The 15,054-nt window shown below is 63.7% G+C and carries 14 protein-coding genes; 9 read left to right on the forward strand and 5 right to left on the reverse strand.

Annotated elements, in window-relative coordinates; translation table 11 throughout:
• Positions 1-153 precede the first annotated feature (153 nt).
• Together AC0ZT5_RS21255 and AC0ZT5_RS21260 are read right to left on the reverse strand one after the other, a co-directional pair.
• The gene (locus AC0ZT5_RS21255; RefSeq protein WP_488498034.1) at positions 154-912 is read right to left on the reverse strand and encodes a proton-conducting membrane transporter; all 759 of its coding nucleotides are present in this window, start codon (positions 910-912) and stop codon (positions 154-156) included.
• 375 nt (positions 913-1,287) lie between these two features.
• Positions 1,288-3,120, reverse strand: a complete 1,833-nt coding sequence (locus AC0ZT5_RS21260; RefSeq protein ID WP_488498123.1) for a M3 family oligoendopeptidase — start codon at positions 3,118-3,120, stop codon at positions 1,288-1,290.
• A 178-nt stretch (positions 3,121-3,298) separates the two neighbouring features.
• On the opposite strand from AC0ZT5_RS21260, the gene AC0ZT5_RS21265 reads away from it, so the two are divergent.
• The 3 genes from AC0ZT5_RS21265 (at position 3,299) to AC0ZT5_RS21275 (ending at position 7,567) form a co-directional block, all read left to right on the forward strand.
• Positions 3,299-4,840 carry a sigma-54-dependent transcriptional regulator gene (locus AC0ZT5_RS21265; RefSeq protein WP_488498035.1) on the forward strand — a complete coding sequence of 514 codons (1,542 nt, stop codon included), beginning with the start codon at positions 3,299-3,301 and terminating at the stop codon, positions 4,838-4,840.
• A gap of 494 nt (positions 4,841-5,334) precedes the next feature.
• Entirely contained in the window at positions 5,335-7,194 is a 1,860-nt protein-coding gene (locus AC0ZT5_RS21270) for a peptidoglycan L,D-endopeptidase MepK (RefSeq protein ID WP_488498036.1), read from the forward strand.
• A 178-nt stretch (positions 7,195-7,372) separates the two neighbouring features.
• The gene (locus AC0ZT5_RS21275) at positions 7,373-7,567 is read left to right on the forward strand and encodes a hypothetical protein (protein ID WP_488498037.1); all 195 of its coding nucleotides are present in this window, start codon (positions 7,373-7,375) and stop codon (positions 7,565-7,567) included.
• A gap of 72 nt (positions 7,568-7,639) precedes the next feature.
• Here the strand turns inward: AC0ZT5_RS21275 and AC0ZT5_RS21280 are convergent, their stop codons facing one another.
• Positions 7,640-8,278, reverse strand: coding sequence for a 2-dehydro-3-deoxy-phosphogluconate aldolase (locus AC0ZT5_RS21280; protein WP_488498038.1), 639 nt, complete (start codon positions 8,276-8,278; stop codon positions 7,640-7,642).
• 192 nt (positions 8,279-8,470) lie between these two features.
• Between AC0ZT5_RS21280 and trhO the strand changes: the two genes are divergently transcribed.
• The 3 genes from trhO (at position 8,471) to AC0ZT5_RS21295 (ending at position 11,339) form a co-directional block, all read left to right on the forward strand.
• Complete coding sequence (gene trhO / locus AC0ZT5_RS21285) at positions 8,471-9,400, forward strand: oxygen-dependent tRNA uridine(34) hydroxylase TrhO (RefSeq protein ID WP_488498039.1); 930 nt, start codon at positions 8,471-8,473, stop codon at positions 9,398-9,400.
• 129 nt (positions 9,401-9,529) lie between these two features.
• Positions 9,530-10,267, forward strand: a complete 738-nt coding sequence (locus tag AC0ZT5_RS21290) for a tellurite resistance TerB family protein (RefSeq protein WP_488498040.1) — start codon at positions 9,530-9,532, stop codon at positions 10,265-10,267.
• A 316-nt stretch (positions 10,268-10,583) separates the two neighbouring features.
• A complete protein-coding gene (locus AC0ZT5_RS21295) occupies positions 10,584-11,339 on the forward strand; it encodes an SDR family oxidoreductase (protein WP_488498041.1) in 756 nt (251 codons plus the stop codon).
• A gap of 33 nt (positions 11,340-11,372) precedes the next feature.
• Here AC0ZT5_RS21295 and AC0ZT5_RS21300 read toward each other — a convergent pair whose 3' ends face one another.
• Together AC0ZT5_RS21300 and AC0ZT5_RS21305 are read right to left on the reverse strand one after the other, a co-directional pair.
• Positions 11,373-11,747: a YciI family protein gene (locus AC0ZT5_RS21300; RefSeq protein WP_488498042.1), complete on the reverse strand. Its 375-nt coding sequence runs from the start codon at positions 11,745-11,747 to the stop codon at positions 11,373-11,375.
• 52 nt (positions 11,748-11,799) lie between these two features.
• Positions 11,800-12,984 carry a pyridoxal phosphate-dependent aminotransferase gene (locus AC0ZT5_RS21305; RefSeq protein ID WP_488498043.1) on the reverse strand — a complete coding sequence of 395 codons (1,185 nt, stop codon included), beginning with the start codon at positions 12,982-12,984 and terminating at the stop codon, positions 11,800-11,802.
• An 83-nt stretch (positions 12,985-13,067) separates the two neighbouring features.
• On the opposite strand from AC0ZT5_RS21305, the gene AC0ZT5_RS21310 reads away from it, so the two are divergent.
• The 3 genes from AC0ZT5_RS21310 to AC0ZT5_RS21320 all read left to right on the forward strand — a co-directional run bounded on the left by AC0ZT5_RS21310 (position 13,068) and on the right by AC0ZT5_RS21320 (position 15,054).
• Positions 13,068-13,754 (forward strand): GNAT family N-acetyltransferase, encoded by a 687-nt coding sequence (locus AC0ZT5_RS21310; RefSeq protein ID WP_488498044.1) that lies wholly within the window; start codon positions 13,068-13,070, stop codon positions 13,752-13,754.
• Positions 13,755-13,783: 29 nt separating this feature from the next.
• Positions 13,784-14,758 (forward strand): cation diffusion facilitator family transporter, encoded by a 975-nt coding sequence (locus AC0ZT5_RS21315; protein WP_488498045.1) that lies wholly within the window; start codon positions 13,784-13,786, stop codon positions 14,756-14,758.
• 83 nt (positions 14,759-14,841) lie between these two features.
• The gene (locus AC0ZT5_RS21320) at positions 14,842-15,054 is read left to right on the forward strand and encodes a hypothetical protein (protein ID WP_488498124.1); all 213 of its coding nucleotides are present in this window, start codon (positions 14,842-14,844) and stop codon (positions 15,052-15,054) included.

Here is a 15,054-nt window from a genome sequence, read left to right on the forward strand (position 1 = left end):
GCAATCGAGGGAACGGCACGCTGCCCCTCAAAGCCGACCTCATGGGCTAACCTAGGAACCAATCCAGGGGCCAACCTCCGGGTCGATATTGCGGCCAAAAACAAACGGCGGCGCCTTGGGCACCGCCGTTTGTCATAATCCTGCTTTCGCCGATCAGGTGTTGCTGGCGGTTCCCGCCGTCGGAAACTGCTTGGCGAATTCCGTCTCGTTACCGGCGGCAAGCAGCTTGGCCTGTTCGATCCAGCGTTCGCGCGCGATGCGGCCGTCGAAGTTCATGACATCCTCGATCCGCTTGATATCGTCGGCTGTCCAGGCGGCGATCTGGGCGAAGCTGGTGACGCCTTGTGCCTTGAGCAGCTTCTCGTTGACCGGGCCGATGCCGATCAGACGGCGCAGATTGTCGGGTTTGGCCGCTGCCTGCTTGGCCGCCGCTGGCTGGGCCGCCGTGGCTTTCGCCGGTGCTGCCGCTTTCGGCGCGGCGCTCGCCTTTGGGGCGCTGGCCTTGGGGGCGCCGGACTTCGGTGCGCTGGACTTGGCAGCGCCGGGCGCCGCCTTGGCCGCCGCCGGCTTCTTTGGCGCCGGTTTGGCCGCCGCCGGCACCGATTTGGCCGCGGGTGGCGTCGACATCAGGGCAGCCGGCGCCGGGCTCGCGGCCTTTGCCGCGCCAGTTCCTGCAGCTGGCGTTGCCTGCGCTTCGCGCAACCGGCGCTCAAGGTCGGTGCGGGTCTTGCCGCATGCATCGAGCTCACCGGTCAAGCGGTCGTTGTCGGCGCGCAGCCTGTCGCGCTCGCTGCGCGTGCGGTCGAGGTCGCCGCGCAAGCTGTCGAGTTCACCGCGCAGGCGTCCCCAGAGGAACCAGCCCACCAACACGCCTACCAGGAACGCCAGGAGCATGTAGAAAAAAGTGCCCATTGTCTCTCTCTCCAATCAGATCCGTCTGCCGTGGCATGGGTTCATGACCTTCGGCGAAAGGACCAGTCGATGGTGGTTCCGCGGTTCGCAGAACAGCCGGCTTCGGTTGGAGCTGTCGGCGATCGGCTTTGCCTGCCATGGCCAACGGCCGTTGTCGCGTTCGCCAAGGCGCCGCGGCCGGCTGAGACTTTCCCTCGCCGATCCCCATGCGCTCCGGCTGAGCTTGGAAGGAAGGCTATCATAGGGCTTGTGGAAAGCTATCGGAAAACTTCCATGGAGAGTACTTCAAGAACGGATATTTGGGCCAAGAATAAGCCGTCCCAATATGCATCCCGGCTAGACTGTTTTGCGAGCAGATGAGACCTACGGGCGCGTTCAAGCGTCGAGTGTTTCCAGCTCGTCGATCAGGCCGCTGATGACGCCAAGCCCAATCTGCCAGAAGGCGGGATCGGTGGCATCAAGGCCGAAGGGCGCCAGGAGTTCGGAATGATGCTTCGTGCCGCCAGCGCGCAGCATTTCGAAATACTTGTCCTGGAAGCCGCGCTCGGCATTCTGGTAGACCGCGTAAAGCGAATTCACCAGGCAGTCGCCGAAAGCATAGGCATAGACGTAGAAGGGCGAATGGATGAAGTGCGGGATGTAGGTCCAGAAAACCTCGTAGCCTTCGCGCAACTTGATCGCTGGCCCGAGGCTTTCGGCCTGCACTTCCAGCCAGAACTGGCCGAGCCTGTCGGAGGTCAGTTCGCCATTCCTGCGCTCGGCATGCACCTTGCGCTCGAATTCGTAGAAGGCGATCTGGCGCACGACAGTGTTGATCATGTCCTCGACCTTCTGGGCGAGCATGGCCTTGCGTTCGCGCCTGTCGGTGGTCTGGTCGAGCAGCGAGCGGAAGGTCAGCATCTCGCCAAAGACGGATGCCGTCTCGGCCAGCGTCAGCGGCGTCGAGGCCATCAGCGCGCCCTGGCCGCTGGCCAGCACCTGATGCACGCCGTGGCCAAGCTCATGCGCCAGCGTCATCACATCGCGCGGCTTGCCCATGTAGTTGAGCAGGACATAGGGATGCGCCGACGGCACGGTCGGATGCGCGAAGGCGCCGGGCGACTTGCCCGGACGCACCGGCGCGTCGATCCAGTTGCGGTCGAAGAAGGTTCGCGCGATTTCCGCCATGTCGGGCGAAAAGCGCTGATAGGCGGAGAGCACGGTGTTCCTGGCCTCGTCCCACCCGATGATCGCCTGCGGCGTATCTGGCAACGGTGCGTTGCGGTCCCAGTGGTTCATCACCTCCATGCCCAGCCAGCGCGCCTTCATCTGGTAATAGCGGTGCGACAGGCGCGGATAGGCGTCGCGAACGGCGGATGCCAGGGCGTCGACCACACCGCGCTCGACGCGGTTGGCGAGGTGGCGTGAATCGGCGATGTCCTCGAAGCCGCGCCAGCGGTCTGAAATCTCCTTGTCCTTGGTCAGCGTGTTGGTGATCAGCGTGAAGGTGCGCAGATTCTTGCGGAAGGTCGCTGCCAGCGCCTCGGACGCCTGCCGGCGGACGTCGCCGTCGGCATCCTGCAAGCGGTTCAGCGCCGGCTCGAGCGTCAATTCCTCGCCGTCTATATCGAAGCGAAGGTCAGTCATCGTCTCATCGAACAACCGGTTCCAGGCACCGCGTCCGGTGATCGATTTCTCATGGAAAAGCTGCTCGACGCGGTCCTCGAGCTGGTAGGGCTTGTCCTTGCGCAGATCGAGCACCCAGGGCCGGTAGTGGCCGAATGCGGGATCGCCGGAAAGCGCGCCTTCGATCGCGCCGTCGTCGATCAGGTTGAGTTCGAGCGCGAAGAACAGAAGGTGCGCGCTGGCGTCGGTCATCTTCTCCTGGATGTCGCCATAGAGCTTAGCGCGCTGCGGGTCGGCAGTGTTTCCGGCATAGACCAGCCCGGCATAGGAGACGATGCGGCCAATCAGTTCCTCCAGCGCCTCGTAGGCGACAAGCGCCTCGCCCAGCCTGCCGGCGCTGCCACGCTCGGCCTCGGCGGCCAGCGTACCCTTCCAGCGGGTCTCGAAGCTGATCGCGTCGGCTGCGGCCTTGGCGATGTCGCGCTTCAGTTCCGGTGCCTCCATGCCGGCATAGAGATCGGCAAGGTTCCACTCCGGCAGGTCGCCAAGCTCGGCCGCGCCCTGACCGGAGGCCGGCGCCGTTAGCCGCCGAGCAGAAACCATGTGCCCAGAAACCATGTGCATCGCCGATACCTTCCGTGGCCGAGGTTCAAAGGGGAAACGAGAAGCCGGTCAAATCCTAAGGAATTCATTCACCGGGTTTTTTGAAACCTTATTTAGAACCCTGTGCCAAGATGGTCCACAGGGCAGAATTCCTCGGGCGGGCATAGTCGTACCAGTCATGACAGGTTCCATACTCATAGTCGATGACGATCCCGTGCAGCGCCGGCTGCTCGAAGCAGCCGTGACGCGGTTCGGCCATGCGGCAACCGTCGTCGATGGCGGCGCTGCCGCACTCGATGTCCTCGACGGGCCCGGCGCCCGCGAAGTTTCGGTGGTCATCCTCGATCTGGTCATGCCCGGTCTCGACGGCATCGGCGTGCTGAAGGCGATGCGCGAGCGCGACATAAATGTCCCGACGATCGTGCAGACCGCCCAGGGCGGCATCGAGACCGTGGTTTCGGCAATGCGTCACGGCGCCTTCGATTTCGTCGTCAAGCCAGCCTCTCCCGACAGGCTGCAGGCGTCGATCGCCAATGCGCTCAAGGTCGAGGCGGTCGAGGGCGAGGTCAAGCGTACGTCGCGCCGGCGTGGCGGGCTTTTGACCTTCAAGGACATGGTCACGCACAGCCCGGCCATGGACAGGGTGATCCGCCTCGGCCAGAAGGCGGCGGCATCCAACATCCCGATCCTGATCGAGGGCGAGTCCGGCGTCGGCAAGGAACTGGTGGCGCGCGCCATCCAGGGCAGCGGCGACCGCCGCTCGAAACCCTTCGTCACCGTCAATTGCGGCGCCATTCCCGACAATCTCGTCGAATCGATCCTGTTCGGCCATGAGAAGGGCTCGTTCACCGGCGCCACCGAGAAGCACACCGGCAAGTTCGTCGAGGCGCATTCGGGAACGCTGTTTCTCGACGAGATCGGCGACCTGCCGCTCGACGTGCAGGTCAAGCTGCTGCGCGCCGTACAGGATGGCGAGGTCGACCCGGTCGGCGGACGCTCGACCGTCAGGGTCGACATCAGGCTGATTTCGGCGACGCACCGCAACCTCCTGCAGCGGGTCAAGGACGGCAAGTTCCGCGAGGATCTGTTCTATCGGCTGAACGTCTACCCGATCTTCGTGCCGCCGCTGCGTGACCGCCGCGACGACATCCCCTATCTGGTCACGCATTTCATGGAGAAGGTGGCGCCGGCCGACCCGCGTCATCGCCTGCAAGGCATTTCAGCCGCGGCGCTTGCCGTACTGCAGGCCTATGACTGGCCGGGAAACATCCGGCAGCTCGAGAATGCCGTCTTCCGGGCCTCGGTGCTTTGCGAAGGCGATGTGCTGACCACGGAGGACTTCCCGCAGATCCGGGCGCAGGTGGAAGGCACCGTCAACCTCGACGCCGATGGCGTTTCGCCGTCCGCGTCCTTGCCGCTGGACACGGAGCCGGGCGAGGAGGAAGTCTCGTCCGGCGAGGCCGCCGTGGCGATCCAGCCCGATCCGCTGGCAAGGCTGCAGCCTCGCTTCGGCACGTTGCGGGCGCTCGACGAACGCGGCAACGTGCGTGCGTTGGCCGATGTCGAACTCGAGATGATCAAGCTCGCCATCGACCACTACAACGGCCAGATGAGCGAAGTCGCCCGCCGCCTCGGCATCGGCCGCTCGACGCTTTACCGCAAGCTCAAGGAATACGGCATCGACCCGGAGACCGGCCGCGTCGACCGGCTCGCTTCCTAGGTGTGTTGAGAATCAGGTGATGCCAGCCTGACCTAAATCTCGACACACCCTGGAGCGCATGATCTCTCCGCGAAAACCAGTTTCCACCATGGCTTTGCCAAGCTTCGGTTCGGGATTCATGCTTCGGACGCAAGGCCGGAGCCAGCTTGCAATGCCAGAATCCGCCCTATATCGGGTTTTGGCGGGAATGTGGCGGACCTATGGACAGGCCTGTTCACGCATTAAGGCTGACGGTAACAGATCGTGTTTCGAGCAAAGGCAGAAACATGATCTAAACCAGCGGTTTACCAAGAAAACCGGTGAACAATTTTTGACGGGATATCGCCACGGTGTTACCGCATTTTGGCTTCAATAAGCGATGATTAACCATTAGGATCGATATTCGGATGTGATAACGACACATCCGTTTGGACAAATCCGGGGACAAACGGCAGCCTGCAGGGCCTTTTGATTTGAACAGAATCGAACGACACACAAACGGGCGGCACCATCACGTGAGCGTCTGGCCGAAATGGCTGGCGGCGTTGATTGTCGCATTTGGTTTTGTTGCCGCGGCTGCAACTGGCGCCAGCGCCGAAACACGTTCGCTGAAGCTCTATCACCTCCATACGCACGAGAAGGCCGAGATCGTCTACAAGCGCAATGGCCGCTACGTTCCGGAGGGTCTGAGGAAGATCAACATCATCCTGCGCGACTGGCGCCGCAACGAGCCGACCAAGATGGATCCGCGCCTGCTGGATCTGGTCTGGGAAGCCTATCGGGAAAGCGGTGCCACGGACTACATTCAGGTCGTCTGCGGCTATCGCTCGCCGTCGACGAACTCGATGCTTCGCAGCCGCAGCAGGGGCGTCGCCGAGAAGAGCCAGCACATGCTCGGCAAGGCGATGGATTTCTACATTCCCGGCGTGCCGCTGAAGAAGCTGCGCAACATCGGCCTCAAAATGCAGGGTGGCGGCGTCGGCTACTATCCGACATCCGGTTCGCCGTTCGTCCATATGGATGTCGGCAATGTGCGTCACTGGCCCGGCATCAGCCGCCAGGAACTGGTCAGCCTGTTCCCCAATGGCAAGACGCTGCATGTGCCGAGCGACGGCAGGCCGCTGCCCGGCTTTGAGCAGGCGCTCGCCTCCTACAAGGCGCGCAAGGGGGCGGGCGCGCCTGCTATCGAACTGGCCAGCGCCGGCGGCAGCAGCAAGAAATCAGGTGGGTTCCTGTCGGCTTTCTTTGGCGGCGGCGGCGACGACGAGGCCGACGACAGTGCCGATGTCGAGACCGCTTCGGCGGCACCTCCGCCCAAGGCTAGAACCCTGCAGCCGGCCGCGACAGCCAAGACCAGCAACCTCCCGGGCATCGCCATCGTGGCGCCGGAGAATGCCAAGCGCGCGGAGATTCCGCAGGTGGCCGAGGAGCAGGCTCCGGAGCCGGAAAAGGATACGCCGGAGACGATCATCGCGGCGCTACCTGCCCGCAGCATTCCGCTGCCTGATTTTGCACCGCGGCCGAAGGCCGATGTCGGTGCCCAGTCGCCTGAGAACGTTCCTTTCGCCATGGCGGATGCGACAGCGACCGCGGATGCGGCAACCACCAGCGAGCAGGCCGTGGCGACAGCACATGCGCCGGCGAACGTGCCTTTCGGCATGGCCGATCCATCGGCCGCCCCGGCCCCGGCCCCTACACAGGTCGCCGTCAACAACGTACCGTTGCCGACATGGCGCCCCGACAATTCGCTGCCGGCCGCTTTGGCTCCGCCGCCCAGCAAGGACGTGCTGATGGCGCTGGCGGATACGGCTGAGCGCGGCAGCGCCTCGACCGACGCCTTCTCGGCGCTGCCCAGCGCGCGGCCCGACATGGCCAGGCCGGATGAGGTGAAGGCCGTGCTCGACGAGGCCAATGCCCGGGCCGGTGCTGCGGCCGACGCGTACCAGGTTGCTTCCTTGTCCTTGTCCGAGGCGCGTTCGGCCTTCAACGATCCGTCGGGCGCCGATGCTGCATCGCCGCGTGAGGCTGTCGTTGCCCGCCCGGCCGGTACCGATCCGGCCGCCGCGATCGGCGCTGGCGTCAAGACGACCCGCAAGGAATCGAGAGCCACCGCCCGCGACCTGAAGCCTGGTCCCAAGGCCATGGTGGTTGCGGCTGCGCCGCAGGCCGCCCGCTGGGCGCTGACCAGCGGCGAACATGTCGCCACCGTTTCAAGCTCCACGCCAGCGCCGGGCTACGCCTACAGCATCGTGCATACGGCGCCGAGCGAGGTCTACACGGCTGGGTTCCAGTCTGGCGACCAGATGGCCGATGCCAACCGCTTCACCGGCAACGCCGTCAAGTTCCTGTCGGTCGCCCGCTTCCAGACCAAGTAAGCGACCAGTCGATCGACAAAGCCGCGTCGGGCAACCTGCGCGGCTTTTTTGTTGGTAGCGGGTCGCGGTGATTCCATGGCCATCGGCCCGATCACGCCGGTCTGACATTGCCGTGAGCGTGGAACTTGCTCAGTCCTTCAAGGGTTTCTCCCCTGTTCGTTCAAACCCGGGGATATCCATGAAGAACATTCTACTGGCATCGGTCATTGCTTTGGCAACCGCTTCGGCGGCCATCGCTCCCACGCAGGCAGCGACCGCTGTAGTCAAGACCAACGACCATATGCACATGATGAGGAAGCACTGCCGGACCAAGGTGGTCACGCATTGGGCTCACCACCGCAAGGTCGTGGAAAAGATCAGGGTCTGCAACTGATCGGCTCGAAACTCGATCAGCAGAACCCGGTCGACGCAAGTCGGCCGGGTTTTTCATGCCGCGCCGAAAGCCTTATTTTGCCAGCTTGCTCGCCGCGCGTGCGAGAGCCTCGATCTCGTCCCACTTACCGGCCTTGACCATGTCGTCCGGGGCAACCCAGGAGCCGCCGACGCAGATGACGTTGGGCAGGCTGAGATACTCGGCCGCGTTCTTGCCGGTGATGCCGCCGGTCGGGCAGAATTTCACATCGGCGAGCGGCGAGGCGAAGGCCTTCAGCGATGCGATGCCGCCCGACTGCTCGGCCGGGAAGAATTTGAGGAAACGCAGGCCGGCTTCCCGAGCGGCCATGATCTCGCCAGGCGTGATTGCGCCGGGCAGCAGCGGAACGTCGCTGTCGGCCGCTGCCGCCAGAAGCTCGCGGGTGATGCCGGGGCTGACGATGAAGCGCGAGCCCGCTGCCGCCGCCTCTTCGAATTGACGCGCATCGAGAATGGTGCCGGCGCCGACGATGGCGTCCTCGACCTCAGCCGCCACCCGCCGGATCGCTTCCAGCGCGTCGGCGGTCCTGAGCGTTATCTCGATCGCCGGCAGGCCGCCGCGCGCCAGAGCGCGGGCAAGAGGCACGGCATCATCGATACTGGCGATCTTCAGCACCGGGATGACCGGCTGGCCGTTGAGGAGCGACAGGAGTTTTTCGTTCTTGCTGGGCATCTGTCTCTCCGTATCGTGGGACAATTCAACCGATTAGCAGACGGGTGTTTTTCTGTCCATGAAACGAAGCGTGTCGCGATGTCACGCGCCGTGGGGCGACGATACCGGCCATTGCCATCAAAACGATGACGGGCTGATGAAGCAGCCGGTGCGCCTTGAATCGGCTGCCATGAGCGTCTAGTTGGCTTGGCAATGACATTGTCCACGCCCACAGACCCCATCCGTGTCGCCGCGCTCTACCGGTTTGCCCGGCTCGACGCCTTCGACGAATTGCGCGCGCCGCTCGCCGCTTTTTGTTGCGGGCGCGGCATCAAGGGTACCTTGCTTATAGCGCATGAGGGCATCAACGGCACCGTCGCCGGCAGCGAGGCGGCGATCGCCGAACTGATCGATTATCTCGAAGCCATCGACGGGCTCGCCGGCCTCGAGGTCAAATACAGCAGCGCAGCAGAAACCCCGTTCCACCGCATGAAGGTGCGGTTGAAGCGCGAGATCGTCACCATGGGTGTCGGCGATATCGACCCGGCGACGAGTGCGGGCACCTATGTCGCGCCGGGTGACTGGAACGCGCTGATATCCGAGCCCGATACAATCGTCATCGACACGCGCAACGCCTATGAGGTGTCGATCGGCACGTTCAAGGGCGCAGTCGATCCGGCAACGGCAAGCTTTCGCGAGTTCCCGGCCTGGGTGGAAGCAAACAGGGCGGAACTCGAGGGCCGCAAGGTGGCGATGTTCTGCACCGGCGGCATACGCTGCGAAAAGGCGACGGCCTACGTCAAGTCGCTCGGTTTCGAGAATGTCTTCCACCTCAAGGGCGGCATCCTCAAATACCTGGAGGAGGTTCCGGCCGAACAGAGCCTGTGGCAAGGCGAGTGCTTCGTGTTCGACGAACGCGTTTCGGTGTCGCACGGCCTTGCCGAGGGCGACGCCGAACTCTGCCGTGCCTGCCGCCATCCGCTGACGCCGGGCGACCTGACGTCACCGAAGTTTGCCACCGGCGTATCATGTCCGCATTGTTTCGATGCGCGTTCCGACGAGGACCGCCAGCGTTACGCCGAGCGTCAACGCCAGGTCGAACTTGCGCAAGTACGGGGCAAGGGCCGGCATATCGGATCTTGATCCGAGCTTCGGCCACTCGCCGCCAGGATCTGTCCCGAAGGATCCGTCATTGTAATGTCAAAGTGCGGGGCCTACCTCTTCGGCGTTCGAAACCTGCCCGTTCGGCCGGGCAAATCCTGGAGGCATTGAATGTTCGATCCCAAGAAGCTTCTCGACGATCTGCTCGGCTCGCAAATTCCTGGCACCAGTGGCACCGTCCGTGACAAGGCGGGCCAGGCCGTGCAGATGGCCAAGGACAACCCGCTGGCCGCTGGCGCGCTCGCTGCCGTGCTGCTCGGGACCGGTGCCGGCCGCGAGGTGACAGGCGCCGCCGTGAAGCTTGGCGGACTGGCCGCGATCGGCGGCCTCGCCTACAAGGCCTACCAGAACTACAAGGCCGGCAATGCGCCGGCGGAAGCGCCCGCGACCGGCGAACCGGAATTGCTGCCGCCGCCCAAGGACACCGCCTTCCACCCGTCGCAGGCGCCGCAAGGCGAGGACGAATTCACGCTGACCCTGGTTCGGGCGATGATCTCGGCGGCCAAGGCCGACGGTCATATCGACGACGACGAACGCCAGAAGATCGCCGGCAAGCTCAGCCTAGCCGGCATAGGCTCCGATGCCGAGAAATTCCTGATGAAGGAGCTGGAGAGCCCGCTTGACATCGACATGCTGGTAGCCGGCGCCAAGACCGATGCGCAGAAGCTTGAACTCTATACCGCCTCGCGCCTTACCATAGATCCCGACACCCGCGCCGAGCGCGGCTATCTCGATCTGCTGGCCGGCCGGCTTGGCTTGCCGGACGCGCTGGTCGATCATGTCGAGGCGACGGTTTCGGCAGCCAAGGTGCCGGCCAAGGCAGGGACATCACCCAACCCGCGCTGGTAGCCCAAATCGGCACAGATCGCCTTTCCGGGGTTAACCCTCCATTAACTCAGGAAGCGCATGATTCTACACAGTCGGACCGGTTTTTTCCTCCTCCCAAGCCCGGTTCAGATCAGGGCGGTCGCCAATGACCGCCCTTTTTGTCGGGCTCTGTCCGTTCGTTTGAGCAGGATCTTTTCCGAAAAGCGGATTCCATTTTTCGAGACAGGCCTTGGCGGTTCGGCTTGCCATCGCTGCCGTCATTTGCGATGCCTTCTCTCCTGAGGACAAACCCCGAAAATCAGTCGTGCACACGCAGCGCCGCTGGAGGACAACAGCCATGACCGAGCAAAGAACCGCTATCGTCACCGGTGCCGGCACGGGCATCGGCAAGAGCGTCGCCACGGCGCTGCTCAAGGCCGGCTGGAACACGGTGTTCTGCGGACGCCGCAAATCCGTGCTGGATGCCGCCGTCGCCGAGGCCGGGCCGAGCGAGGCCAAGGCATTGGCGGTTGCCTGCGACATCAGCAAGGCTGGCGAGGTCGATGATCTGTTCGAGACGGTGGCGGAGGCCTTCGGCCGCGTCGACCTGCTCTTCAACAATGCCGGTATGGGCTACAAATCGACGCCGATCGACGAGATCCCGGTTGAGGTTTGGAATGACATCGTCGGCGTCAATCTCACCGGTTCGTTCCTGTGCGCCCGCGCCGCCTTCGGCGCCATGCGCAAGCAACGGCCGATGGGTGGCCGCATCATCAACAACGGCTCGGTGTCGGCCTATGCGCCGCGCCCGGGCTCGGTGCCCTACACGGCGACCAAACATGCCATCACCGGACTGACTAAGACGCTGGCGCTCGACGGCCGGCCCTATGACATTGCCTGCGGCCAGATCGATATCGGCAACGCGCTGACCGACATGGCGCAGCCGATGACGGTCGGCGTGCCGCAGGCCAACGGCTCGATCGCCGCCGAAGCGGTGATGGACGTCCAGCGCGTCGCCGACGCCGTCATCCACATGGCCAGCCTGCCGCTCGACGCCAATGTGCTGTTCATGACTGTGATGGCCACCAAGATGCCGTTCGTCGGGCGTGGGTGAGCAGCGGACGCTGGCAGGGCCTCCGCCGCTGGCTCATTTGCCTGCCAGCGGCGCGCCGGGCTTGAAAAGCAGAATGGGCCTGATCTCGTAGACGGCGGTCGCATTGACACGGCGAAGGTCGCGGGCGATTGCGATGGCCTCGTCCCGCGTGGCGCAGTCGACGACATAGAGGCCGAGCAATTGTTCCTTGGTCTCGGCGAAAGGGCCGTCGATGACCACGCCGTCACCCGGGCCGCGCAGGGTGAAGGCATCCTGCGTCGCTCCCAGACGCGCGGACGGTCCTAGCGTGCCTTCCTCATGAAGCCGGGTGTTGATCTTCAGCAGGTCGGCCATCAGCGCCGCATCTTCCCGCGGCGTCAACGCCTTGATCGCATCTTCCACGTGATAGGCGAGGATTGCGTAGAACATCCGATGTCACTTTCTCCGGTCGTGAATATCCATAGACAGCGCGGGCTGAACCTCACTTCGCCAGGAACGTTCCGATCCGGTCCAGCGCCCGCAAGATGTTCTCCTCGGAGTTGGCGTAGGAGAGCCTGATGTAGCCCTCGCCGAGAATGCCGAAATCGGGACCGCCGATCAGCGCCACGCCGGCCTCGTCGAGCAGCGCCGAGGCGAGCTTTTTTGCCTTCCAGCCGGTCTTCGACACGTTGGGGAAGGCATAGAAGGCACCCTTGGGCGTGATGCAGGAAATGTTGGGCAGGCCATTCAGCCCCTCGACCACGATCTTCCGACGACGGTCGAAGGCGCGCATCATCTTGTCGACATCGTCCTGCGGGCCGTCGATGGCGGCAATGCCGGCAAACTGGCTCGGCGCGTTGACGCAGGACCAGCAATTGACCGCCAGCTTGCGCACCTTGTCGTAGAGATGGGCGCCCTTGTCGCCATTCGGCCAGATCGACCAGCCCATGCGCCAGCCGGTCATCGCCCAGGTCTTCGACCAGCCATTGAGGACGATGAGCCGGTCGCGGATCTCGGGAAAGCCAAGCAGCGAGCAATGCGTCTCGCCGTCATAGGTCATGACGTCGTAGATCTCGTCGGAGAGGATGGCGACCTGCGGATGTTTCTCCAGCCCCTTGACCAGCTTCTCGATCTCGGCGCGCGGCGTGACACCGCCGGTCGGATTGGCTGGCGAGTTGAGGATCAAGAGCCTGGTCTTCGAGGTGATCAGCGCCAGCGTCTCGTCGGCGGAGAAGGCAAAGCCGTTCTCCTCGCGCATCGGCACCGGGATGGGCGCGGCGCCAGTGAATTCGATCATAGAGCGGTAGATGGGGAAGCCGGGATCGGGATAGAGGATCTCGGCGCCAGGCTCGCCGAACATCAGGATCGCGGCGAACATGGTCGGCTTGCCGCCGGGCAGGATCATCACCGTTTCAGGCGATATCTCGACGCCGGTGGTGGTCAGCGTGCGCCGCACCACCGCCTCGCGCGTCGCCAGCAGGCCATTGGCCGGCGTGTAGCCGTGGTGGCCGTCACGCAGCGCCTTGATCGCCGCCTCGACGATGTGCTGCGGCGTCTTGAAGTCGGGCTGGCCGATGCCGAGGTTGACGATGTCGCGGCCTTGGCTCGCAAGTGCTGTCGCCCGCGCGAGCACGGCGAAGGCGTTTTCCTCGCCCAGACGGTCGAAGGCCGAAATCGTGTGGAGCATTTTTCCCGTCCGTGTGGTTCTTACTGTTGGCGTGCGTTTTTGTGAGCCTTGGCCGGCAAAAGTCAAACGGATTGGAGCATTCGGTGTCGGAAAATCTCAAAGATTGGCAACCGCGTCCGCGACCCGAGCGCAAGGCGATCGACGGCCGGACCGTGCGGCTCGAACCGCTCAGCGCTGCAAAGCATGGCGACGGCCTGTATGAGGCGTCCTCCGTGTCAGACGTCGATGGCCGCTTCGCCTGGCTGCCCGATTATCCGCCGGAGACACGTGCCGCCTTCCAGCCATGGCTGGACAAGGTCGAAGCCAGTGAGGATCCGTTGTTCTTCACCGTCATCGACAAGGCCAGCGGCAAGGTCGCCGGACGCCAGACGCTGATGCGCATCGATCCCCCCTACGGCGTCATCGAGATCGGCAACATCTATTGGGGACCGCTCATCTCGCGCAAGCCCGGAGCGACCGAAGCGCAGTTCCTGTTCATGAAATACATCTTCGACGAGCTCGGCTATCGCCGCTACGAATGGAAGTGCAACAACCGCAACGAGCCATCGAAGCGGGCAGCCGAACGCTTCGGCTTCAAGTTCGAGGGCATTTTCCGCCAGCATCTCATCGTCAAGGGTGAAAACCGCGATACGGCATGGTATTCGATCATCGACAAGGAGTGGCCGGCCTTGAGCAAAGCCTATGAAGCGTGGCTCGATCCGGCCAATTTCGATGGCGACGGCCAGCAGAAGCGACGGCTTGAGGATTTTCGTGCGGAGTTCGGCGCGTGAACTGAATTCGGCGCGCAAGGGAGTTGCCATTGGCACATTCCGACGATCACAGCGGACACGATCACGGCGCCGGCCATGTGCATGGCTCGACCGACAAGAAACGTGTCCTGATCGCAGCCTGCCTGACCGGCGGCTTCATGGTCGCCGAAGCGCTCGGCGGCCTTCTTACCGGATCGCTGGCGCTGCTGGCGGATGCCGGCCACATGCTCGCCGATGCGATCGCGCTCGGCCTTGCCTGGTATGCATTTCATCTTGCCGGCCGGCCGGCGACCGGCCGTCTCACCTATGGCTTCGGCCGGATCAAGACGCTGGTGGCCTACACCAACGGCATCGCCATCTTCGTCATCGCGCTGTGGATCGTCTACGAGGCGTGGGGGCGCCTGCTGGCGCCGACACCGGTGCTCGGCGGACCGATGCTTGTCGTGGCGGTGCTCGGCCTGCTGGTCAATATCGGTTGCTTCTTCGTGCTGCATGGCGGCGACCGCGAAAGCCTAAACATGCGCGGCGCTATCCTGCATGTGCTAGGCGACCTGCTCGGCTCGGCGGCGGCGATCGTAGCGGCGCTGGTGATCCTGGCGACCGGCTGGACGCCGATCGATCCGATCCTGTCGGTCCTGGTCTCGCTGCTGATCCTGTCAACGGCATGGTCGCTGATGCGCGCCGCCGCCCATGTCCTGCTCGAGGGCGTGCCGCCGAGCCTCGACCGCGACCTGATCGCCAGGGATATCGAGGCGACGGTCCTGGGGGTGCGTGAAGTGCACCACATGCATGTCTGGTCGCTCGACGGAACGAGCAATATGGCGACGCTGCATGCCTGCCTTACCGAAGGCGTCGATGCCTATCAGGCGGTGAGCACCATCAAGAAGCGGCTTGCCAGCGAGCACGGCATCAGCCATGCCACCGTTGAACCGGAATTCGGACAGTGCGCCGACGATGGCGACGACCACGATCATGATCACGAGCACGGTGCGGCCGCGCATCACGACCATCATCACCAGGCCTGATCGATTGGTATCGATTGGTCCTGCCCCAGGAGTCCCAAAGCCTTGACAACCAACCTGATGAAGACCCGCTGCCCGGGTGCAGCATAATGGACCGCGACACCAGGAATGCGGCCATCGCGGCAGCGTGGATCATGCTTCTGTTCGGTATCGCCGCCTTCTATCTGCCGACCGTGATGCTGGCACTTGGCAGTTTCTCGACCGTGCTGGCCGGTGCCTTTGGCATCGTCTTCGTGCTGGCGTTTTTCTCGGTGTTCTGGCTGCGGGCCCGCAACCAACGCAAAAACCTGGGTAAGTAA

Source organism: Mesorhizobium sp. CNPSo 4670 (genome assembly GCF_057784235.1).